Genomic DNA, 21,061 nt, shown 5'->3' on the forward strand with positions numbered 1-21,061 from the left:
CCCTGCCAGCGTATTGCTCCTTTGCCCGGTCGCGGTATTTGTTCCACCGGAGGTGACCCGTGGGAACGTCATCCGGGGTCGTACGGTGTCATGTGCCCGGCGCCGGAAAGCTTGTTAAGGTTTGTTGCATGACACAGCCAGCAGTACACGGCCAGCACCCGCACGATGCCCCGCAGAACGTCCGGCCGGGCGACACTGTGCCCGCCGCTTTTCCGGCGGACGCTGCCCCCAGCCACCCGGCGCCGGAGGCGGGTAGGTCCGCCATGTCGTGGCGGAAGGCCGCTGTCATTGCCGCCGCCGGTGTCCCGGTGGGGCTGGTCTGGTGGCTCCTGGCGCCCTCGGGGTTGAACCTGCTCTCGGGCAATCCGGAGCTGCGGAGCGGCGGCAACACGGAAGGGTGGCTGCCCCGGGACCTGGTGCTGGCGGGGCTGTTCCTGCTCGCCGGCTGCATTTCGGGTGCCGTAGCCTCCGGAACCAAGCACCACGGACCGTCCGGGCGGGACGTCCTCCTGGCCGTGGGTGCAGGAGCAGCAGGCGCCCTCGCCGCCTGGGGGACGGGCGTCGTGTGCGGCCTGTGGTGGGGAACCCCGGAGGACACGTCGGCCAGCGCGAGTATCGCGTTTTCCCTGCGGTCCTTGGCCGTTTTGGCAATCTGGCCCGCCGCCACTGCCCTGGCCATCTTCCTGAACACCGTCTTCACCACGACGAAGCCCGAAACAACGGGCGAAACGACAAGTCCGGCTCCGTTGTAACCGGCACGACGTCACGGGCGCGGGACTCTGCGGCGCGGCACGTAAAATGAACGGGTGACCCCTTCAGCTGACAGCACCGTGCCCGCCGTTAATGCGCCCCCGGTACCCGCCGAACTCAACTTCCGCACCGTCGACCTGCGCGGCCAGCGGCTCACCCTCGCCGGGCTCCGTGCCGCGGTTCCCCGCGCGCAGGCAGGCACCAGGGCTGATGCCGAGCAGAAAGTCCTGGACATCATCGACGCCGTCCGCACCCGGGGCTTCGACGCGCTCAGCGAGCTCGCCCGGGCCTTCGACGGCGTGGAGCAGTCGCACCCCCGTGTCCCCGCCGACGCCCTGACGGCGGCGCTGGCCGGGCTCGATCCCGCCGTACGTGCCGCACTGGAAGAGTCCATCAAGCGCGCCCGCCGTTTTGCCGACGCGCAGCGCCCGGCGGACACCGACGTCGAACTCGGCGAAGGCGCGGTGGTCAGCCAGAACTGGGTGCCCGTTGCCCGGGTGGGCCTCTACGTCCCCGGCGGCCTGGCCGTCTACCCGTCCTCCGTGATCATGAACGTCGTCCCGGCCCTCGCCGCCGGCGTCGAATCCATCGCCCTGGCCTCTCCTCCGCAGAAGGACTTCGGCGGACTGCCGCACCCCACCATCCTGGCCGCAGCGTGCCTGCTCGGGATCGACGAGGTCTACGCCATCGGCGGCGCCCAGGCCATCGCGGCCTTCGCCTACGGCATCCCCGGCGCGGGGGACACCGCCGGGCTGGACCCGGTGGACGTCGTCACCGGCCCGGGCAACGTCTTCGTCGCCACGGCCAAGCGCCTTGTCAAGGGCGTCGTCGGCATCGATTCGGAGGCGGGCACCACTGAGATTGCGATCCTCGCAGACGCCACCGCACAGCCGGGACTGGTTGCCGCCGACCTGATCAGCCAGGCCGAGCACGACCCCAAGGCCGCGTCCGTCCTGGTGACGGACTCCGAGGCCCTCGCCGACGCCGTGCGCGTCGAACTGGACCGCCAGGCGGCAGCGACCAAGCACAGCGTCCGGGTCCGGGAGGCGCTCTCCGGCCCGCAGTCGGGCGTCGTATTGGTGGACGACCTCGAACAGGGCATCGCGGCGTGCAACGCCTACGCGGCCGAACACCTGGAAATCATGACGGCGGACGCGGCCGGCGTCGCGGGTCGGATCCGCAGCGCCGGTGCGATCTTTGTGGGGGACTACAGCCCCGTGAGCCTGGGTGACTACTGCGCAGGTTCCAACCACGTGCTGCCGACCAGCGGCACGGCAGCGTTCTCCTCCGGACTGAACGTCACCACGTTCCTGCGAGCCATCCAGGTGGTCAACTACACCCGTGCCGCACTGGAAGAGGTCAGCGGGCACATCGTGAGCCTGTCCGGAGCGGAGGATCTTCCCGCCCACGGCGAGGCCGTCACGGCCCGGTTCTCCGGGGGCCACTAACCACAACATGTAGTAATTACAGGCTTGTTATTCAGCTACATCTAGTCGTAAACTGATGTCGGAGCCAACGGCTCCGAGAATTGCTGGCGTGCTCACGTCGACTGCTGTATTCACGTCGACCAGTTCGGCCGTCTGCTTTGCGACAGGGGAGGAAACAACGTGTATTGCCCGTTTTGCCGCAACCCTGATTCCCGCGTGGTGGACAGCCGGATCGCCGACGACGGCTCGGCCATCCGCCGCCGCCGGCAGTGTCCCGAATGCGGGCGCCGCTTCACGACTGTCGAAACCACCAGCCTCACGGTGATCAAGCGGTCCGGCGTCGGCGAGCCTTTCAGCCGCAGCAAGGTCATCAACGGCGTCCGCAAAGCCTGCCAGGGCCGTCCCGTCACGGAAGACGACCTGGCCATGCTCGCGCAGGAAGTCGAGGAAGCGATCCGCGCCTCCGGCGCCGCCGAGATCGATGCGCATGAGGTCGGCCTGGCCATCCTCAACCCGCTGCAGAAGCTCGACGAGGTCGCCTACCTGCGCTTCGCGAGCGTCTACCAGGCCTTCGAGTCCCTCGAGGACTTCGAAGCCGCCATTTCCCTGCTCCGCCATGAGGCCGAGACCAAGGGGCGCGAAGGCACCAGCCAGCAGAAGAGCCCGCTCTAGTACCAGCGGTCCTCAACCGGCGGAATCTGCCCATAGACTCCGGTGGTGGCAGCGGAGGGGAAGCCGCAGCCACCACCGGCACCACACACAACAAAGAGCTATCACTCCGGGTCGTTCCCAGCGTTCAGAACGACCCGGAGTGATAGCTCTTCTGGCTACCTCGCCTCGTGTGGCTACTTCGCCAGTTTGTGCTTCAGCGCGATTTCGACGGCGGCCCCCACGATGCCGGCGTCGTTTTTCAGTTCCGCCGGGACAATCGGCGTGCGCAGCTGCAGCCGCGGCAGGTATTCGTCCGCGCGCTTGGAGATGCCGCCGCCGACGATGAACAGTTCGGGGGAAAAGAGGAACTCCACATGCGAGAAGTAGCGCTGCAGCAGGACACTGTACTCCTCCCAGCTCAGGCCGTCCCGTTCGCGGGCGACGGCTGAGGCCTTGCTTTCGGCGTCGAATCCGTCAATCTCCAGGTGTCCGAGCTCGGCGTTGGGGACGAGCTTGCCGTCGAAGATGAACGCGGAACCGATTCCGGTGCCGAGGGTGATGACCAGGACGGTGCCCTTCACGAACTCGCCCGCGCCGAAGCGGGCCTCGGCGAGGCCGGCGGCGTCGGCGTCGTTGATGACCTCCACTGGACGGCCCAGCCGGGCAGTCAGCAGGCCATCGATGTCCATTTCCAGCCAGGACTTGTCCACATTGGCGGCGGAGTGGACCACACCGTGTTGGATGATACCGGGGAAGGTGACACCCACCGGCGAGTCGGGGGCCGGCGCCTCGGGGCGGGCGGACAGCTCGGCGACCACCTGGGCGACCACCTCGGCCACGGATTCCGGCGTGGAGGGCTGCGGAGTGGGAATGCGGAGCCGGTCACCGATCAGCTTGCCCTTTTTCAGGTCGACGATCCCGCCCTTGATTCCGGTGCCGCCGATGTCGATGCCGATCAGCGGGGCGTTCTTCTTCGACTTCTCGTCCTTCTTGGCCAATGTGGTTCCGTTCGTGGAAGGGTCAGGGGCAGGGCTAGGAGGGGGCGGCGCAGGGCCGACCGGAGAAGACCGGGATCTTCTCGTGGGAATCAGGGGAGGGTCAGGACTTCCGCGCCGGACTCCGTGACGAGCAGGGTGTGCTCGAACTGCGCGGTGCGTTTGCGGTCACGGGTGACGACGGTCCAGTCGTCGGCCCACATGTCCCAGTCCACGGTGCCGAGTGTCAGCATGGGTTCGATCGTGAACACCATGCCCGTCTCCATCACCGTGTTGTAGGCGGGCGCGGCGTCGTAGTGCGGGATGATCAGGCCGGTGTGGAAGGCCTCGCCCACGCCGTGGCCGGTGAAGTCGCGGACCACGCCATAGCCGAAGCGTTTTGCATAGGACTCGATGGTGCGGCCGATCACGTTGATTTCGCGGCCGGGGGCCACGGCCCGGATGGCCCGGCTCAGGGATTCCTGCGTGCGCTCGACGAGCAGCCGCGATTCCTCGTCGACGTCGCCGACCAGGAAGGTGTAGTTGGTGTCGCCGTGCACGCCGCCGACGAAGGCGGTGATGTCGATGTTGAGGATGTCCCCGTCCTTGACCACGGTGGTGTCCGGGATGCCGTGGCAGATGACCTCGTTCAGTGACGAGCACAGCGACTTGGGAAAGCCGCGGTAACCCAAGGTGGAGGGATACGCGTTGTGGTCGAGCAGGAATTCGTGGCCCACACGGTCGAGCTGGTCCGTGGTGACTCCGGGCTGGATGTGCTTGCCGACCTCCACGATGGCCTGCGCGGCGATCCGTGAGGAGATCCGGATCTTCTCGATGGTCTCCGCCGACTTGATCTCCGAGCCGGTGAACTTGGCCGGTCCGGGCTTGCCCACGTATTCGGGGCGCGGGATCGACGCCGGAACGGAACGTTGCGGGCTGACTGTTCCCGGGACGAGGGTGCCGATGGGTGCAGTCGAGGCTAGAGAAGGCATAGATTGATCATATAAGGCGATGCCGGAGGCAAATAAACAAACGCCAATAAACATCAGCGCAAGGAGCATCAATGCCGGAGTACTGGTACAACGTCAACACACACGAGGTTGAAGAGGACGCCATGTCCGACTGGAGCCAGCTGATTGGCCCCTACAAGACGCGCGAAGAGGCTGAGCACGCCCTCGAGAAGGTCAAGGCCCGCAACGAATCCTGGGAAAAGGGCGACGAGGACGATTAGCCCCCGCGGGTGAGAGTCCGGCCGGCGGTTCTCGTGCGCGTCGCCGCTGGGCCGCCCGGCCGGCCCTTGTGGGCATTCCTGCTGGATTGCGGGGGCTGATTTTCTCACCCGGCGCGGATGAGGGCCTGCCGGTTGGGCCCGGCCATACTGGGAAAATGCCGACGAGCGTTACCCGCACCCGCGGCGCCCGATTCTCCGATCTGGCCAGGCTGGCCGCAGCCTGGGCTGCCTCGACGGTTGCCCTGATTGTCACCGGTGCCCTGTTGCCGGGATTCTCGGCCAGCAGCTGGTGGTCGTACGCCGCCGTGGCCGCGGCAGCCGGCGTCGTCGGCCTGGTCCTCCGCCCGGTGCTGGTGGAGGTTTCGGCGCGGGTGGGCTGGCTGGCGGTGCTGCTTACCGCCCTCCTCGGGCAGGCCCTCATCATGTACGTGGCTATCCTGCTGGTGCCCGGCATCGAGTCGACGGCGTGGACGGCCTTTGCCGCCACCTGGGTGAGTGCGGCCGTGGGCACGCTCATCTCGTGGACCACCACGGCCGGTACTGATGACGGCCTGATCACCTCATTGGCCGGCAGGGCGGGCCGGCAGCAGACGGTGGCCGACCCGGAGGTCGACGGCGTCCTGTTCGTGCAGCTCGACGGTGTCCCCTTCCCGGTACTGCAATGGGCGGTCCAGTCCGGGGCCGTGCCGCATGTGCGGCGCTGGCTGGCGTCGGGGGATTACGTGCTCAGGGAGTGGACTCCGCAGCTGCCGTGCACCACGCCGGCCAGCCAGCTGGGCATCCTGCACGGCACCGTTGACGGGATCCCGGCGTTCCGGTGGTACGACCGTGACCTCAACCGGGTCCTGGTGGCCAACCGTCCGGCGGACGCCCGGGTGATCGAAGAATGGCACAGCACCGGCCGCGGCCTGCTCAGCGACGACGGCGTCTCCATTTCGAACCTGTTCACCGGGGACGCGCCCCGGGCGCTCATGACGATGAGCAGGGTGGAGGTCCAGCGCGGCTCCACGCAAACCCGGCGTGCGTTTGCGTGGTTTTTCACTTCCCCGAACGGTTTTATGCGCAGCCTCACCCGGACCGTCGGGGAGATCGTCAAGGAACGCTGGCAGGCCCGACGTCAGGTCAGGCGTGACCTCGACCCGCGTGTGCACCGCGACTGGACCTTCGCCCTACTGCGGGCAGTGACCAACGGGCTGCTGCGCGACCTCAACACCGCCCTGGTCGCCGAAGAACTGCGGCGCGGAACAAAGAGCATCTATGTCGACTACGTTGACTACGACGAAATCGCCCATCACGCGGGCATGTTCCGGCCCGAGTCGCTCGCCGCCCTGGATGGCCTGGACCGCACGCTGGGGTCCCTGGCACAGCTCGCCGGCGATGCTCCCCGCCGCTACCGGCTGGTGGTGCTCTCGGACCACGGCCAGTCCCAGGGCACCCCGTTCGCTGACCGGTATGGCCAGTCGCTCGGCGATTTGTGTGCGGAACTCATGCAGGAAGACGTGCAGAATGTGGACGCGTCCGTCGAAGGGCTGGGGCGTGCGGACTCCATTGCCGGCGACGTCGCGGCAGGCGGGATGACAGGAAAGCTCGCCGTCCGGGCCGGCGAGGGGCTGGCAAAGGCCCAGCAGACGCCGGCAGCCGGCGACTCCGCTCCAGGCAACGCCGCCGAGGAGCCGGTGGTTGTGCTGGGCTCGGGCAACCTGGGCCTGGTCTACGTGCGGGGTGACCGGCGCTGGACGCTCCAGGGGCTCGACCGGGAATGGCCGGCGCTGGTCCCCGGCCTGGCGGGGCACCCCGGCGTCGCGTTCGTCGCCGGCATCGACGACGAAGGCCGGGCGTGGGCGATCGGGAGCGGCGGGCGCCTCAACCTCACCAGCGGTGACGTGGAAGGGACCAACCCGTTGGCCGGTTTCGGTCCCCACGCGGCGCGGGTGCTCCTGCGCGCCCTGCTGCTTCGCGAGGCGCCGGACCTGTACGTCAACAGCACGGTCGATCCGGTGACCGGCGACGTCGCAGCGTTCGAGGGCCTGGTCGGATCCCACGGGGGTCTCGGCGGTTGGCAGGACCGCGCGGTGCTGCTGGGCCCGGCCGATCTTATGGCGGGGCTGCCGGAGCGGATAGAGGGGGCCGATCAGCTCCACCGGGTGCTGGTGGCAATGCTCGAATCCTGTGGCCAGCGCCTCACCCTGCGGGACGTCCAGCCCTGATGCGAACCCGGGAACCGGTTGAAATGCGACCGGTTGAAAGGCGGCCGGTTCAAAAGAGACCCGTTCAGAAGAGACCGGTTAAGAGGCGAAACTGTGCCGGTTGCGGGCCTTCGGCTCACGCCGGCACAGTCCAGGACTGGCCGGGGGCGAGAACCACTGCCGAGCAGCCGGGAGCCTGATCCGCCACAGAGTCAGCGAAGCGGCGCCCCGGCAGTTCAAGCCAGCTCCGCGCGAAGTGGTTGACGAAGGGCGGGTGCAGCGTTCCCCAGTGCACCGGCAAGGCGAACCGCGCGCCGCTCGCTGAGACCGCCCGGGCCGCGGTCTCGGGCGTCAGATGCCCGCCGGAGAGCTTTGGTCCCCACCCCCACACCGGCACCAGGGCGACGTCGATGGATCCGCCCGCCATGGCCGGGAGCGCCGCCATCTCCGGATACAACCCGGTGTCACCGGCGATCCAGACGACGCCCGACGGGCCCCGGACCAGCTGGCCATTGGCGTCGTTGGGCCGGTGCGGCATGGGACGCTGACCATGGTCGGCCGGCACTTGGCGTATCTCGACTCCGCTGCCCACCTGGACCCAACCGTCCCCCAAGGGAACCGCAGGCATCTGCGTTCGGCGGCGTAACCAGTCGGCGTTGGCCGGCGCGCTCATCAGGACTGCCCCGCGCAGCATCCGGAGGGAGCGCAGTTCGGCGTGATCGTGGTGGAGGTGGGAGAGAAGCACGACGTCGGGCCGGTTCCACGACGCAGGGTCCGGCCGGGGCGCCAGGCGTCGCAAAAACCCGGCATGGGGACGAAGCAGCGGATCGGTCAGGATCCGGATCCCGTCCAGATCGAGAACCACCGACGAGTGGCCAAGCCAGGTAATTCTCATGCCCGCACCCCTGACCGACCGCACCGCTGACCGACCGCACCGTGACCCGACTGCAGGGGTCCGACCGCACGGTGGACCGACTGCAGCGGACCGCGGCGCAGCCCGTGGTCAGGTCAGGCCATCGCCTTGGCCTTGAGGGAATCGAATTCGGTCTGGCTGATGGCGCCGGAGTCGAGCAGCGCCTTGGCGTCGGCGATCTGGCTGGCCGGGGAGGCTGACTTGCCGGCGACCTGCTGGATGTACTCCTGCTGGGCGGCCTGTTGTTCCGCTATTGCCTTCATCTGCCGCTCCGTCATGCTGCGGCCCCTGGCGATCAGGTAGATGAGTGCTCCGAGCCAGGGGACAAAGATCAGCAGTATCGACCAGCCGGCCTTGCCCCAGCCGCTGAGCGTGTGGTCGCCGAACAAGTCGAACAGGCAGCGGAACCAGACCATCAGGGCCGCAATCCAGATGAAGAACCAGAAACTCCACAGCAGGACGTCCCAGAAGTCAGTCGAAATTGAGTCCATGGCTACTCCTCCACTAATGTCCCCCGGTGTCTGGCCCATCGCGTCGCTCGCGAATCCGGCCGGAATGGCGGAACTTCTGCCGGGGCCCGATGCAGGCCCTCAACCGCCAGCCTGCTCGTAATGGCGGTCCTCCGCATCGTTCGTGAAGGATGAGGTGACGCCGCGAACCCGCAGTGGTGGACCCGGGAGGACAGCGACAGCGGGTGCCTAGAAGGAGTGCTCGGGGCCGGGGAACTGACCGGACCGCACGTCCTCGCCGTACGCCTTGGCGGCATCGCTGAGGGAGGTGCGCAGGTCCGCGTACTGCCTGACGAACTTGGCCATCCTGCCGCCGCGCAGGCCCGCCATGTCCTGCCACACCAGGACCTGGCCCGTGGTGGCGTTGCCGGCGCCGATGCCGACAGTGGGGACGTCGACGGCGGCGTCCACGGCCGCCGCCGTCTCCGCCGGAACCATTTCCATCAACACGCAGAACGCGCCGGCGTCGGCCAGGGCGACAGCGTCGTCGATCAGGCGCTGGGCGTCATCGCCGCGGCCCTGGACCCGGTAGCCGCCGAGGGCGTGCTCGCTCTGCGGGGTGAAGCCGATGTGCGCCATCACAGGAATCCCGGCCTGGACCATGGCCCGCACGGTCTCCGCGTAGAACTTGCCGCCCTCGATCTTGACCGCGTGGGCGAGCCCTTCCTTGAGGAACCGCACGCCGGTGGCCACAGCCTGCTGCGCGGAGACCTCGTAACTGCCGAACGGCAGGTCCGCCACCACGAGGGCGCGCCGGGCGGAGCGGGTGACGGCGCGGCACAGCGGGAGCAGTTCGTCCACGGTGACGGGCAGGCTGGTTTCGTTGCCGAACACGTTGTTCGAGGCGGAGTCTCCCACCAGGAGGACCTCGATGCCGGCCTGGTCGAAGATTTCCGCCGTGTACTGGTCATAGGCCGTCAGCATGGCAAAGCGCTCACCGTTGAGTTTCGCCTGGCGCAGGTGGTGGGTGCGGATCTTCGCCGCCGGCTTCCGGGACGGCTCAGTCCCTGCTGCCGATGCGGCCGGCTGGGCGGCGCCGGCGGCCGAGGGGCCATTGCCGTAAGGAGCCGTTACTTCTGCTGCGGGCATGCTGGAATCGGGGCTTTTGCTTGTGGCCATGGCACGAGCGTAGTGCGATACCGCGCGTCCTAGCTACCGCGTTCCGGCCACCGGGCCGGTGAAACACATCACACCGCCCGGTGAACCGACTCCGTGTCGGGCCTTCGGGCACCGGCTTCCGGCAACTGGACCCCGGAACCGTATGTTAACGCTGTGTTACGTGAGTCGGCTGCTCCAGCAATCACTGGCAATGATTAGTAAAGTGAATCCTGAGCAGCTGCGGGACCATGCCTGGCGGGAGTCAGGTGGGGCCCCGGGCACGGACGTTGAACCGGAAAGAGGCCACTATGGACCGCCAGCAAGAGTTTGTCCTGCGGACAATCGAAGAGCGCGACGTGCGGTTCGTGCGGCTCTGGTTTACCGACGTCGTGGGTTCACTGAAATCCGTGGCGCTCGCCCCGGCCGAGGTCGAAGGGGCCTTCGAGGAAGGCCTCGGCTTTGACGGCTCCTCGATCGAAGGCCTCGCCCGTGTCTTCGAATCGGACATGCTGGCCCAGCCGGATCCCGCCACCTTCCAGATCCTGCCCTGGCGCGGCGAGACGGAGGCGACGTCCCGTATGTTCTGCGACGTCCTGACGCCCGACGGCGAACCCTCCGCCGCGGATCCGCGCAACGTCCTCAAGCGCAACCTGGCCAAGGCCGCTGACATGGGCTTCACCTGCTACACGCACCCCGAGATCGAGTTCTACCTGTTGAAGTCCCAGCACCCGGGACCGGACGGCGCTCCGGTGCCGGTGGACGAAGGAGGCTACTTCGACCACGTCCCGGGCGGCGTCGCCCAGGACTTCCGCCGCACCGCCGTGACCATGCTCGAATCGGTCGGCATTTCGGTCGAGTTCAGCCACCACGAGGCGGGCCCCGGCCAGAACGAAATCGATCTGCGCTACGCGGACGCGCTGCAGACCGCCGACAACATCATGACGTTCCGCACCGTGATCAAAGAGGTCGCGCTGCAGCAGGGCACCTACGCCACTTTTATGCCGAAGCCGTTCACGGCGCATCCGGGCTCGGGCATGCACACGCACTTCTCGCTCTTCGAGGGCGACACGAACGCTTTCTACGAGGCCGGGGCCGAGTTCCAGCTCTCCGAAACGGCGCGGCAGTTCATTGCCGGCATCCTCAAGCACGCCCCCGAGTTCACCGCGGTCACCAACCAGTTCGTGAACTCGTACAAGCGGCTCTGGGGCGGCGGCGAAGCCCCGAGCTACCTCAGCTGGGGCCACAACAACCGCTCCGCCCTGGTCCGCGTCCCGCTGTACAAGCCCGGCAAGGGCCAGTCCGCGCGGATCGAATACCGCGGCATCGACTCAGCGGCCAACCCGTACCTGGCCTACGCCGTGCTGCTCGGGGCCGGGCTCAAGGGCATCGAGGAGGGCTACCAGCTCCCTGCCGCCGCCGAGGACGACATCTGGTCGCTGAGCTCGGCCGAGCGCCGCGCGATGGGCCACGATCCGCTCCCGGCCAGCCTGCACGATGCCATCCGCACCATGGAGGACTCCGAGCTGATGCCGCAGATCCTGGGCGAGCAGGTGTTCGAGCACTTCCTGCGGAACAAGCGGGCCGAATGGCAGGACTACCGCCTGCAGGTCACGCCCTACGAGCTGCAGCGCAACCTCGGCATCCTTTAGGCGCCCCGGTGAGCCTGGCACGACGCCTCATTGCCGCCGGTTTCAGCGACCTGGAAAACGGCGAACGGTGGCTGGCGGCCCCCGAACTGGAGGGCCTGGACCAGGACGTCCTCTTCGCCGGGCTGCAGCTTGCCGCGAACCCGGACACGGCGCTGCAGTCCCTGGTCCGGCTGATAGAGAAGCACCCGGACTTGCGGAAGCTCGCGGCCGCGGAGCCCGAACGCAGCGAACCGCTGTACCGGGTGCTGGGGGCCTCGGAGGCGCTGGGCGAGTTCCTGATCCGCCACCCCGAACACCTCGACGCCTTCGACGTGACGGCCAGCCCGGAACCGCGCGCCGCGGACGCGGCCGTGCTGCGGGCCCGGCTGCTGCAGTCCGTGCGCGCCGATCCGAAATCCGCCCGCCCGGTCGCCGCACTGACGGGGCAGGAAGGTTACGAGGCGCTCCGCACGGAGTACCGCCGCGGCCTCGTGGATCTCGCCGTCAAGGACCTCTGCGCCGCTGACCCGCTGGACTTCATGCCCGCCGCCGGCGCCGAGCTGGCCGACCTCGCCGGTGCCGCGATCGAGGCGGCCCTGGCCGTCTCCCGCGCCGAGGCCGCCGGGCACTTCAGCGCCGCGGAGGTGGCCGACGTCGGGCTGGCCGTCATCGGCATGGGCAAATGCGGTGCCCGGGAACTCAACTACATTTCCGACGTCGACGTCATTTACGTGATCGAGTCCGGCGAGCTGGACGACCCTCGCGCCAACACCATCGGCACGGCCTTGGCCTCCGGCATTTCCCGGGCCATCATGTCCCCGGGCCGCGAACCCGGGTTGTGGGAGGTGGACGCCAACCTGCGGCCGGAGGGCAAGTCCGGGCCCCTGGTCAGGACCCTCGCCTCGCATCAGAGCTACTACGCCCGCTGGGCCGAGAGCTGGGAGTTCCAGGCCCTGCTCAAGGCCCGCACCATCGCCGGGGACGCCGAGCTCGGTGCCAGCTACGAGGCCGCCGTCGCGCCGCTGATCTGGTCCTCCGCCGGCCGGGAAGGTTTCGTGGAGTCCGTCCGCTCCATGCGCCGCCGGGTCACCGAACACATCCCCGCGGACGAGGAGCAACGGCAGATCAAACTGGGCCGCGGGGGACTGCGCGACGTCGAATTCACCGTCCAGCTGCTGCAGCTGGTACACGGCAAGTCCGACGAAACCCTGCGCTGCCGCGACACCACGTCGGCGATCGCCGCGTTGTCCGCGGGCGGATACATCGGCCGCTCCGACGCCGCCGAGTTCGACCGGGACTACCGCTACCTCCGGCTCCTCGAACACCGGATCCAGCTCTTCCAGCTGCGCCGCACCCATCTCATGCCAGTCAAGGAAGCCTCGCTCCGGGCCCTCGCCAAAGCCATGCTGGGGCCCTTCTCCAGCGAACGGCCCAAACCCGACGCCCTGGCCGCGGCCTGGCGCAGCACCAAACGCTCCGTCCGCGAGCTGCACGAGCGCATCTTCTACCGCCCGCTCCTGAACACCGCGGCGGCGCTCAGCAGCGAGGAAGCCAGGCTCACGCCGGAAGCGGCGCAGGGACGCCTGGCCGCGCTGGGCTACCTCGATCCGAGCGGCGCGATGCGGCACATCGAAGCGCTCACCGCGGGCGTCAGCCGCCGCGCCGCGCTCCAGCGCCAGCTCCTGCCGATCCTGCTCGGCTGGCTCGCGGAGGGTGTGGATCCCGACGCCGGCCTGCTGGCCTTCCGCCGGGTCAGCGAAGCGCTCGGCACCACCCACTGGTATCTCGGCATGCTGCGGGACTCGACGGCGGCGGCCGAACGGCTCTGCCATGTGCTGTCCAACTCCCGGCTGATCGCCGATCTGCTGGAGGTCTCACCCGAATCCGTGGCCTGGCTGGGCTCGGACAAGGACCTGGTTCCACTGACCTTTGAGGCGCAGTGGCTCGAGATTGTCTCCAAAATGTCCCGCCACGCGGAGCCGGAAAGCGCCATGCGGCTGATCCGGTTGATCCGCCGCCGCGAGATCCTGCGGATTGCGATCGCGGACAGTGCCGGGCTGCTGGACCAGGACCAGGTGGGCGCGGCGCTGGCCGACACCGACCGTGCCGCCGTGCTGGGCGCCCTGCGCGTGGCGGAAACCGTCGTCACAGCCGGGGAGCCGCTCAAGACCCATGTGCTGGTGGTAGCCATGGGACGCCAGGGCGGCCGGGAGATCGGCTACGGTTCGGATGCCGACGTGATCTATGTGCACCGCGGCCTGCCCGGCGTCCAGGAGGACGAGGCCCAGCAGCAGGCCCTGCAGATTGTGGGCCGGCTCTCCAGCCTGCTGACGCAGCCGCTCAAGCCCGCCATCCTCGCCGAGCGCGTCCTGATGGTCGACGCCGACCTGAGGCCCGAGGGCAAGAGCGGGCCGATGGTGCGGTCACTCGAATCCTATGCCGAGTATTACCGCCGGTGGTCGCTCGTCTGGGAGGCCCAGGCGCTGCTGCGCGCCCGCCCGATGGCGGGAGACGATGAGCTCGCGGCCGATTTCGTCGCGCTCATCGACTCGCTCCGCTACCCGGAGTCGCTCTCCGAGCAGGACGCGCGTGAGGTCCGGCGCGTCAAGGCCCGGGTGGAGGCGGAACGGCTGCCCCGCGGCGCGGACCCCGCCCGGCACCTGAAACTGGGCCGCGGCGGCCTGAGCGACGTCGAATGGCTGGCCCAGCTGCTCCAGCTGCAGCACGCCGGTGAGTACCCGGAACTGCGGACCACGTCCACCGTGGAGGCGCTCGAGGGCGCTGCCGCCGTCGGGCTCCTCGAACCGGACGACGTCGAGATCCTGCTCCGGGCCTGGCGCCTCGCGAGCCGGATCCGGTCGGCCAACGTGATCTGGACCGGCCGGGCCTCGGATGTGCTGCCGTCCTCCCGCCGGGACCTGGAAGCGGTGGCCCGCTGGTGCGGCTACGGGCAGGGCAACGCCGCAGCGCTCGAGGAGGATTACCTGCGGTTGAGCCGGCGCGCCCGGAGCGTGTTCGAACGGGTCTTCTACGGCCAGTAGGTGTTTTGTGGCGGGCCCGGGCAACCGGCCGGGGGAGCGTCCGGGGGCTGACACTCCGCGGGCGCGGTGCTACCTTAGCCGCATGCCCAGACAACTGTTTGTGAACCTTCCCGTCCAGGACCTCGACAAGACGGTGGAGTTCTTCACCGCGTTGGGGTTCTCGTTCAATCCTGACTTCACTGATGAGAACGCCACGTGCATGATCGTCAACGACGACGCATTTGTCATGCTGCTCGTTGAGGCCTACTTCAAGACGTTCACGTCGAAGGCCGTCGCGGAAGCAAAGGGTGCCGCCGAAGTCATCATGTCCTTCTCCCTGGACAGCCGCGAGGCCGTCGACGAGGTCATCCGGAAGGCGCTCACGGCCGGCGGGGCGCCGTCCGAGGAAGCCCAGGACTACGGTTTTATGTATACCCACAGTTTCCAGGACCCCGACGGGCACCTCTGGGAAGTGTTCTGGATGGACCCCGCAGGGCCGCCGAAGGACGCGGCGCTCTGACCGAGTCCATGTAGCGTGCGGTCCATGTAGCGCTTGATCCACGTAGCGTGCGGCGGGTCCCGTCCGGCTTGGGTACGCTTTCTGTCATGCCTGAAAACGTGTGGCTGATGCCGCTGAAGAATCTCGACGACGACGCCCGCGCCATCAAACTGGGGGAGATCGCCGAACTCGGGGTCACCGAAGAGCAACGCAGGTTCGTCGGCGAGCCGCTGCGGATGATGCTCGTCGGGCTGGAGGAGGAGTCCCGCCACCCCATGGCGATTGACGCCAACGGCGCCGCGGTGGGCGTGCTGACGCTGCAGTCCGGAGCCGCGACGCTGGCGGGCTGGGCGGATGATGAGTCAGTCTGGCTGCTGCGCGGCTTCCTGATCGACCACCGGCAGCAGGGCAAGGGCCTCGGCGCCCCGGCCGTGGACGCCGCGGTGCGGGCCGCGGCGAAACTCACGGCCGCCCTCGGTGGCGACCAGACCGGCGTCGTGCTCTCGGTCAACGAAGAGAACCCCGCCGGGCAGTCCGCCTACCGCAAGGCCGGCTTCGAGGACTGCGGCCGGTACCTCGGCGGCGACGCCGGACCGCAGCGGACCATGTACCGGCCGTTCTGACCTCGCTCGCAACTCCCGGGCCCACCGCTGAGTCAGTCGCTGGGCCGTCACGTCCCGAGCGGCGGCTTAACGACCGGCGGCCCCCACCGTGAAGGTGGGGGCCGCCGTTAATTCGCGGGCGACTAGACGCCGTAGTACAGCTCGAACTAAACAGACGTGATTGGGGATGATTGCATAGCGTTGAAATCCGCTAGAAGACGCGGGGTTCGGCGTTGTGAATGATTGGCGCGAATCGCTCTGTTCTGAACTTCTTGCGGACTTTTTGCGGACTAGCGACGGTCAGAACCGGGGATCGTCCGTCTTGTCCTGGTGGTGCGCCGCGGCTCGGGCGTCTTAGCAGTAGATTCGAGAATGCTGTCTACATCGGAACGGCTGAACAGAATACTTCCTCCGACCTTATGGAAAGGCCACCGCTCGCTGAGGCGGAGGGCCATGATCGCGGACTTCGACAGGCCGAATATTTCCCCAACCTGCTCGGGCGTGTAGAGCAGTAGTTCTGCGGGGTACCTATACGCGCGTCTGTCGACTGGTGGCGTGTCCAGGGCTTCGGGGGCAACGGGTTCTTCAACAGTCATCCGTAGAGCTTAGCTAGCCGTGGCACGAACAGGTGCAGTGGGCTGCGGGTTCCAGGAACTCATAGTCGGGCTCTAGGTCCGCGTAGCTAGACGGGCCGGGATCCGCCAGCATCTCGTCAAGCATCCTGCCTACTGCGTCCACGTCAATCTTCACCACGCCACGGACACTACGCCGAGGGTCAGACAGCGAACCAATGGCGTGGTTATGATACTCGAGTTGGCTGGAGTGAACCCGTCGCTCGCCTGAATAATCGAAGGCAGATCCACTTGCTCAGGAACGATTTTGACACCCACCCCCTTTGGGGTCATGTAGACGACACGCTAAAAATCGTGGACAAGGTCGGAGATACTGCGACCGCAGAGGAATTGCTGGCGCTGCAACGGATCGATTTTCTCCTCAGGTACGTGCGGTCGTTCAGCGAGCTGGCGGCCACTTCGAGCGAGATGTTCAACGCAAACCTTCTCGATCCCGTCGATCAAACGGTGACTCAAGTTGCCCAAAGCCTGAACCAACGAGCAGCCGGCCCCGCCTACAGGTCCTACACGGATAACGCCATGTACCAAGCTGAATCGCTACTTCCAGAAATAGGACTGTGGCCGCGGCCCTACGCGCGTGGTGTGCAGGTCAAACAGATGGGCACCCTCTTTCAAGATCTTCTGTCTGCCCAGGCCGACCAGATCGCCGTTCTGCAAGCCAAACACGCCGACGCGCGGGCCGACATCGATGTTCTGCTGAAGCGAGTAACTGAGCGCAAAGACGAAGTACAGGCCGAGCTCGAGACATTCCGGGTTGAGGGGCAAGGGGTGCTGACAGCCGTAAACGACCAGAAGTCCAGAATCGACGATGTTATCCAGAAGGGCTTGGAACGCGTAAACGATCTTCAGAATCAAAATTCAGACGCGTTCGATGCGTGGAAGGCGGATCGTCAGAAGGACTGGGAGTTTTTTGCGGGCACGACAGAGAGTGAAATGAAGGAAGCGGTATCGGTCAGTGCCGGGTATCTCAAGACGATCCGGGAGGAAGAGAAGCAATACGCGAACATCAGCACTCATCTCGCAGGGGCGAAGTTGGGCGACGAGTACAACAAGGAAGCTTCGTCGGCTCAGAAACTTGGACTTGGGCTGTATGCAATCGGGTTTGTGATTCTCGCCGCTTCTGCCGCTCCGCTGATGATGATGATGATCTGGCCACCGGTCTATCAAAACGCAGAAGGACCCTGGCAGCACTTCCTCGTCCGAGTATCGCTGGGTGTTTTGGGCGCCTCTGCGGCCACCGTACTAATCCGGTTGGGATCCAGATTCGTTACGGGCGCTACCGCCAGCAGGCGCATGGCACTTGAACTTCAAACATTCGGTCCATTCCTGGCCAATGTCAAAGACAAGAACACTGTGGACGGCGCCCGGTTGGAGCTAGTCGACCGTGCCTTCGGCAAGAGCTACGCGCCGAACGACGGGGACTCTTCTTCCACCGATGCCGTTCCTGTGACGGCCTTCGCACACATCCTAGAAATAGTGAAGGCGATTAAGTAAGCCAATACGCCGCAGCAGCTAATAACTGATCCCGCGTGAAAACGAGCACTCGGGGGGATATTTGTCCTCGCGCCTGTCACCTTGAGGCTGGTCCGGGACCTCGGGGATGAGGGGTTCTTCGACAGTCATCCGTAGAGCTTATCTAGCTATGACAAGGACAACTTCAGAGTTAGTCGGGCTCCAGTCCTCGAACTTGGGCCCGGCCACCAAAGCGCCCCCGCATCATTTCTCCGCCGTCGCCGCTAACATTGGGGGGGGGCTCCGTAGATGAACGACAGCGAGCAACCCGGCTACCGTGAGGAATGGCGAGCATGACTGCTTCTGAGGTGATAACGGTCGTGGTGCAGAGCCCTACCGACTTCACAGGACCCATGATCGGCATCGCCGGCGTACTCATCGGCTCTGCGTTGGCATTAGTTGGTTTGCGCTGGCAGCACAACGCGCAAAAAACCCACGAGGTCCGTCAGAAAGGTGCTGACATGATCTTTCTGGGAGAGAAAATAGAACGGCATCTCAATACACCCCGACTGTCCTGGTCCAGCGTGCGCCCGGGCGAAACTAAAAATTCTCCCCCCAATCCGCTGGACGCTTGGGTGGACGAGATGACGTCCATATTTCGGTATTTGGAGTTGGTTGCTCCTTCCCGAACGTTCTGGCTCTCCTTTGCATACTGGGACGACAGCAAGTCGTTGATCGAATTTGAAGGTGACGATCACTGGCCAGAAGTCCATGCGTCATGGGTCAAGAACAGGCAGAAACTTATTGACCACCTCAGGAAACCAAGAGGCCCAGTAATGGACGATGTGGTGAAGCCCCGTAGACGCCGCATCATGGCCAGCCGGTAGGGCCAGGACTACATGGGGAAGTTCCTCTTGATCATCGCCATGCCCTACATGGATCACCCGGACTACCCTCCGGGCTTGCCGCAGCAGGAACTGCGCTAGAAGATCCGGTGGGATCCGCCACGGGATTTTACTGCGACGCTGCACCCTCTCCGGGCACAACCGGTCTCTGATTTGGGGCTTTGCTTAGGCGGGCAGGAATCCCGGTAGGCCGTTTCCCCACTGGATCGCGCGTAGGTGTTCCGGGCAGCGCCTGTACTCCTCTATATCCCAGTCCGAGTCGGTCACGCGCTCCACGTTGCCGGCGGGGATCCAAGCCCAATGCCCATGCCGGTTTTCATCTGCCCAGCCCACCAGGATGTAAGAGGGTTCCAACGTTCCGCAACAGCGTAGACGCGTACCGTGCCGCCGTCGGCCAGGGGCAGCGTTGCAAGCACTTTGGGATAATTCCCGTACTCCCACGACTTGGTATCTTTCGGCGGATGTCCCGGATCCGGCTTCAGGTACTCGTACGTTTCGCCGTCGAGCGTGAATGCTGCCATGCGCTGAATATATCTGCCACGCGTCAGCATCGCGCCTACCGCTTCAACATCAATCTTCACCACGACCGACACGTTAGTGGGCAGCACGGACAAACCGGCGGCAGTCGGTCGTGAGCGGCACTAACCAACCACTAGCGGCGACAAAGCAGCATGCCGAATAGTTAGGCTCCTTCAACCGACACAGTCTCCTTGGGGGCTTTCTGTTCCTGCTCGTACCGATCTGCTTCTTCCCGTTCTTCCCTCCTGATCTCCTCATAGTTATCCATTTTTTCGATCAGGTTCTCGTAATTCTTGGGACGAGCAGTCGAAGGGTCCGCACCTTCTTCAAGGGAAATGAGGCGCAGGAGCCAATCGTGTGCGACATCGAGGCGGAGCCACTCGGATCCAATGATGTGGTCTAGGAGTTGGTCATCATCTACGAGCCCCACTAGAAAATCCAAGTCACTTCGGAGTGCTTGATCATTGATCGAAGACACAGCTTCATCGAATCTAATCCGCATCAAGTATTTATCCCGAGCGGTTGCAAAGCGCTTTTCATTGAGCATGTGGTAATTGAGTGCTTGGAGGTTGCCTATTACCGCAAGGCAATCCCGCAGAGCACTCAAGTCGTGGCGCCTCCTATCTTCGGCCCGTACCGCGATACGATCCGCTGTTCTCTCCTCCACGAGAATGTGCCGTTCCATCCGCCATAGCCACCCCGCGCCACCGAACGCTACGGCACTGCCAACAAAGCTTCCGATGAGGCCGGACCAGAACGCCTGATGTTCGGGGGCAAGCGACGGCAATGCGAGGAACCCGAAATAGATGACGGCGCCGGTCAAAACTAGGCTCAATATTATTGCAACCCAGAGTTGGCGTGGCGTTTTGGATTTATTGCCCGCAGGAACATTCATGGGCAAAGCTTAGGTCATGACCCCGGAGCCTACGCCGAGATTCCTGACCATCGAGCAGGTGGCGGACGAACTTAATGTCGGAGTGCCCCTTGTGCGGTCGCTACTGAAGTTCGGTGAACTCCGCGGGATCCAGATCGGCGGAATGGGGCGAAGGCATGGCCAGGGCGGAGCTCGCAGCCCAAATTGCGGAGGCCGATTTGAAGACGGATGAGGCAAGGAATGCGGTCAGACGACCAACGAAGTCCGTTGCGGCCAGATTCCGTCCGTCTCGGATAGTATGCGAGACGAAGCGGTGGTTTTCCTCCATCCAAAGTGAAATAAGCCAAGATTATGCGGACGCCCAATTGACGCACAGGGAAGACATCCAGCGCTCAGGGCACGAAGGCGAGTCCACGTGGGCCGATCTACTCTCCAAGTGGCTGCCGCCGGCCTATGGCGTGGGTTTACGTAAGTACATAATCGGTTCGGACGACAGTGTGAAGCCATTTGAGACTGACATCGTCATCTTCGAGCCGGCGTATCCCCAGCACCTCAGGTATAGGGCTAAAGTGCATGCGGGTGGCATAGCCGCCGCATTCTCCGTAAAACTCACAGCGAGAACGACTCATTTCGGAGAAATCTCCAAATGGTCAGCAGACCTGGCAGCGCTTACGCACCCCAAGATTTCGACCGCCGAAGGTCAGCTCTTGTCAGGGTTCCCCACGGGGTTTCTGGCGCACTCTCACGCTTTTGGCGCGGATCCATTGGTGGCCTTGACGTCGGGTTTTGAAACGCAATCTGACGCGGCTGCTCACCCGCGGGACCTTGTCGATCTGGTTTGTGTGGCCGACCTTGGCACTCTCAGATGCACCAAGCCTGCCTACATGAGTGGATCCACCCATGAACCACCCATTGATGACTTCGTTGGTTCCTTGTACCTCGCAATGAATGACGATCAGGAGTTTGGAGCTGTCGCTCACTTCATCGTGACCCTATACGAGCTCCTGGGACGCAATGATCCCTCACTCAAGAAGCTCGCGCTGGAACTTGCTACTACTACGGGCACGGGGCAGGGCTCGGGTATTATGCGCCGCTGGGTTCCGTCTGCCGTTTACGACAGCAGCTTCTTGGAGCACAACTTCCGGGATCTGTTTCAGTTCAACGGGTACAGCAGGCACATCTAGTCTGGAA

The 21,061-nt window shown here is 65.4% G+C and carries 21 protein-coding genes; 12 read left to right on the plus strand and 9 right to left on the minus strand.

The genetic code is table 11. From position 1 onward, the window contains the following. Positions 1 to 128: 128 nt before the first annotated feature. The 3 genes from AC6EUH_RS15530 to nrdR all read left to right on the plus strand — a co-directional run bounded on the left by AC6EUH_RS15530 (position 129) and on the right by nrdR (position 2,849). Positions 129 to 752 (plus strand): hypothetical protein, encoded by a 624-nt coding sequence (locus tag AC6EUH_RS15530; protein ID WP_499739197.1) that lies wholly within the window; start codon positions 129 to 131, stop codon positions 750 to 752. A 54-nt stretch (positions 753 to 806) separates the two neighbouring features. Then, positions 807 to 2,198, plus strand: coding sequence for a histidinol dehydrogenase (hisD, locus tag AC6EUH_RS15535; RefSeq protein WP_499739198.1), 1,392 nt, complete (start codon positions 807 to 809; stop codon positions 2,196 to 2,198). A gap of 159 nt (positions 2,199 to 2,357) precedes the next feature. After that, entirely contained in the window at positions 2,358 to 2,849 is a 492-nt protein-coding gene (gene nrdR, locus AC6EUH_RS15540; protein WP_082492733.1) for a transcriptional regulator NrdR, read from the plus strand. Between the two features lie 173 nt (positions 2,850 to 3,022). Here the strand turns inward: nrdR and ppgK are convergent, their stop codons facing one another. Both ppgK and map read right to left on the minus strand, forming a co-directional pair. Then, a complete protein-coding gene (ppgK, locus tag AC6EUH_RS15545) occupies positions 3,023 to 3,826 on the minus strand; it encodes a polyphosphate--glucose phosphotransferase (protein ID WP_056431258.1) in 804 nt (267 codons plus the stop codon). Between the two features lie 89 nt (positions 3,827 to 3,915). Beyond that, the gene (gene map, locus AC6EUH_RS15550; RefSeq protein WP_499739199.1) at positions 3,916 to 4,794 is read right to left on the minus strand and encodes a type I methionyl aminopeptidase; all 879 of its coding nucleotides are present in this window, start codon (positions 4,792 to 4,794) and stop codon (positions 3,916 to 3,918) included. A 71-nt stretch (positions 4,795 to 4,865) separates the two neighbouring features. Here map and AC6EUH_RS15555 point away from each other — a divergent pair, with 71 nt between their 5' ends. Both AC6EUH_RS15555 and AC6EUH_RS15560 read left to right on the plus strand, forming a co-directional pair. Then, a complete protein-coding gene (locus AC6EUH_RS15555; RefSeq protein ID WP_128081649.1) occupies positions 4,866 to 5,033 on the plus strand; it encodes an SPOR domain-containing protein in 168 nt (55 codons plus the stop codon). Between the two features lie 155 nt (positions 5,034 to 5,188). Further along, positions 5,189 to 7,240, plus strand: coding sequence for a phage holin family protein (locus tag AC6EUH_RS15560; protein ID WP_499739200.1), 2,052 nt, complete (start codon positions 5,189 to 5,191; stop codon positions 7,238 to 7,240). Positions 7,241 to 7,355: 115 nt separating this feature from the next. Here AC6EUH_RS15560 and AC6EUH_RS15565 read toward each other — a convergent pair whose 3' ends face one another. The 3 genes from AC6EUH_RS15565 to panB form a co-directional block, all read right to left on the minus strand. After that, on the minus strand, positions 7,356 to 8,114 hold the full coding sequence (locus AC6EUH_RS15565) for an MBL fold metallo-hydrolase (RefSeq protein WP_499739201.1): 759 nt from the start codon (positions 8,112 to 8,114) through the stop codon (positions 7,356 to 7,358). A 113-nt stretch (positions 8,115 to 8,227) separates the two neighbouring features. Continuing rightward, positions 8,228 to 8,623 (minus strand): SHOCT domain-containing protein, encoded by a 396-nt coding sequence (locus tag AC6EUH_RS15570; RefSeq protein WP_056431268.1) that lies wholly within the window; start codon positions 8,621 to 8,623, stop codon positions 8,228 to 8,230. Between the two features lie 207 nt (positions 8,624 to 8,830). Continuing rightward, positions 8,831 to 9,760 (minus strand): 3-methyl-2-oxobutanoate hydroxymethyltransferase, encoded by a 930-nt coding sequence (gene panB / locus AC6EUH_RS15575; RefSeq protein WP_056431271.1) that lies wholly within the window; start codon positions 9,758 to 9,760, stop codon positions 8,831 to 8,833. A 287-nt stretch (positions 9,761 to 10,047) separates the two neighbouring features. Here panB and glnA point away from each other — a divergent pair, with 287 nt between their 5' ends. From glnA to AC6EUH_RS15595, 4 genes are all read left to right on the plus strand, one after another. Further along, positions 10,048 to 11,388 carry a type I glutamate--ammonia ligase gene (glnA, locus tag AC6EUH_RS15580; RefSeq protein ID WP_056431274.1) on the plus strand — a complete coding sequence of 447 codons (1,341 nt, stop codon included), beginning with the start codon at positions 10,048 to 10,050 and terminating at the stop codon, positions 11,386 to 11,388. A gap of 8 nt (positions 11,389 to 11,396) precedes the next feature. Further along, complete coding sequence (locus AC6EUH_RS15585; RefSeq protein WP_499739202.1) at positions 11,397 to 14,408, plus strand: bifunctional [glutamine synthetase] adenylyltransferase/[glutamine synthetase]-adenylyl-L-tyrosine phosphorylase; 3,012 nt, start codon at positions 11,397 to 11,399, stop codon at positions 14,406 to 14,408. An 82-nt stretch (positions 14,409 to 14,490) separates the two neighbouring features. Next, positions 14,491 to 14,907: a VOC family protein gene (locus tag AC6EUH_RS15590; RefSeq protein WP_056431280.1), complete on the plus strand. Its 417-nt coding sequence runs from the start codon at positions 14,491 to 14,493 to the stop codon at positions 14,905 to 14,907. 86 nt (positions 14,908 to 14,993) lie between these two features. Beyond that, positions 14,994 to 15,509: a GNAT family N-acetyltransferase gene (locus AC6EUH_RS15595; RefSeq protein ID WP_499739203.1), complete on the plus strand. Its 516-nt coding sequence runs from the start codon at positions 14,994 to 14,996 to the stop codon at positions 15,507 to 15,509. 269 nt (positions 15,510 to 15,778) lie between these two features. Here the strand turns inward: AC6EUH_RS15595 and AC6EUH_RS15600 are convergent, their stop codons facing one another. Then, positions 15,779 to 16,084 carry a helix-turn-helix domain-containing protein gene (locus AC6EUH_RS15600; protein WP_499739204.1) on the minus strand — a complete coding sequence of 102 codons (306 nt, stop codon included), beginning with the start codon at positions 16,082 to 16,084 and terminating at the stop codon, positions 15,779 to 15,781. Between the two features lie 13 nt (positions 16,085 to 16,097). Further along, positions 16,098 to 16,241 carry a hypothetical protein gene (locus AC6EUH_RS15605; protein WP_499739205.1) on the minus strand — a complete coding sequence of 48 codons (144 nt, stop codon included), beginning with the start codon at positions 16,239 to 16,241 and terminating at the stop codon, positions 16,098 to 16,100. A gap of 173 nt (positions 16,242 to 16,414) precedes the next feature. On the opposite strand from AC6EUH_RS15605, the gene AC6EUH_RS15610 reads away from it, so the two are divergent. After that, on the plus strand, positions 16,415 to 17,614 hold the full coding sequence (locus tag AC6EUH_RS15610; RefSeq protein WP_499739206.1) for a hypothetical protein: 1,200 nt from the start codon (positions 16,415 to 16,417) through the stop codon (positions 17,612 to 17,614). Positions 17,615 to 17,925: 311 nt separating this feature from the next. Next, on the plus strand, positions 17,926 to 18,459 hold the full coding sequence (locus AC6EUH_RS15615) for a hypothetical protein (protein WP_499739207.1): 534 nt from the start codon (positions 17,926 to 17,928) through the stop codon (positions 18,457 to 18,459). Between the two features lie 281 nt (positions 18,460 to 18,740). Here the strand turns inward: AC6EUH_RS15615 and AC6EUH_RS15620 are convergent, their stop codons facing one another. Both AC6EUH_RS15620 and AC6EUH_RS15625 read right to left on the minus strand, forming a co-directional pair. After that, the gene (locus tag AC6EUH_RS15620; RefSeq protein ID WP_499739208.1) at positions 18,741 to 19,061 is read right to left on the minus strand and encodes a hypothetical protein; all 321 of its coding nucleotides are present in this window, start codon (positions 19,059 to 19,061) and stop codon (positions 18,741 to 18,743) included. Between the two features lie 98 nt (positions 19,062 to 19,159). Beyond that, complete coding sequence (locus AC6EUH_RS15625) at positions 19,160 to 19,891, minus strand: hypothetical protein (protein ID WP_499739209.1); 732 nt, start codon at positions 19,889 to 19,891, stop codon at positions 19,160 to 19,162. 155 nt (positions 19,892 to 20,046) lie between these two features. Between AC6EUH_RS15625 and AC6EUH_RS15630 the strand changes: the two genes are divergently transcribed. Next, positions 20,047 to 21,054: a DUF6602 domain-containing protein gene (locus AC6EUH_RS15630; RefSeq protein ID WP_499739210.1), complete on the plus strand. Its 1,008-nt coding sequence runs from the start codon at positions 20,047 to 20,049 to the stop codon at positions 21,052 to 21,054. The last annotated feature ends 7 nt before the right edge of the window (positions 21,055 to 21,061 follow it).

This window comes from Arthrobacter sp. 001422645 (assembly GCF_059816125.1).

Excerpts from the sequence above, each read along its gene's own strand:
- AC6EUH_RS15530 (WP_499739197.1), top strand. The coding sequence starts at position 129 with ATGACACAGCCAGCAGTACACGGCCAGCACCCGCACGATGCCCCGCAG.
- map (WP_499739199.1), bottom strand. The coding sequence starts at position 4,794 with ATGCCTTCTCTAGCCTCGACTGCACCCATCGGCACCCTCGTCCCGGGA.
- AC6EUH_RS15555 (WP_128081649.1), top strand. The coding sequence starts at position 4,866 with ATGCCGGAGTACTGGTACAACGTCAACACACACGAGGTTGAAGAGGAC.
- AC6EUH_RS15560 (WP_499739200.1), top strand. The coding sequence starts at position 5,189 with ATGCCGACGAGCGTTACCCGCACCCGCGGCGCCCGATTCTCCGATCTG.
- AC6EUH_RS15565 (WP_499739201.1), bottom strand. The coding sequence starts at position 8,114 with ATGAGAATTACCTGGCTTGGCCACTCGTCGGTGGTTCTCGATCTGGAC.
- AC6EUH_RS15570 (WP_056431268.1), bottom strand. The coding sequence starts at position 8,623 with ATGGACTCAATTTCGACTGACTTCTGGGACGTCCTGCTGTGGAGTTTC.
- panB (WP_056431271.1), bottom strand. The coding sequence starts at position 9,760 with ATGGCCACAAGCAAAAGCCCCGATTCCAGCATGCCCGCAGCAGAAGTA.
- glnA (WP_056431274.1), top strand. The coding sequence starts at position 10,048 with ATGGACCGCCAGCAAGAGTTTGTCCTGCGGACAATCGAAGAGCGCGAC.
- AC6EUH_RS15590 (WP_056431280.1), top strand. The coding sequence starts at position 14,491 with ATGCCCAGACAACTGTTTGTGAACCTTCCCGTCCAGGACCTCGACAAG.
- AC6EUH_RS15595 (WP_499739203.1), top strand. The coding sequence starts at position 14,994 with ATGCCTGAAAACGTGTGGCTGATGCCGCTGAAGAATCTCGACGACGAC.
- AC6EUH_RS15600 (WP_499739204.1), bottom strand. The coding sequence starts at position 16,084 with ATGACTGTTGAAGAACCCGTTGCCCCCGAAGCCCTGGACACGCCACCA.
- AC6EUH_RS15615 (WP_499739207.1), top strand. The coding sequence starts at position 17,926 with ATGACTGCTTCTGAGGTGATAACGGTCGTGGTGCAGAGCCCTACCGAC.
- AC6EUH_RS15625 (WP_499739209.1), bottom strand. The coding sequence starts at position 19,891 with ATGAATGTTCCTGCGGGCAATAAATCCAAAACGCCACGCCAACTCTGG.
- AC6EUH_RS15630 (WP_499739210.1), top strand. The coding sequence starts at position 20,047 with ATGGCCAGGGCGGAGCTCGCAGCCCAAATTGCGGAGGCCGATTTGAAG.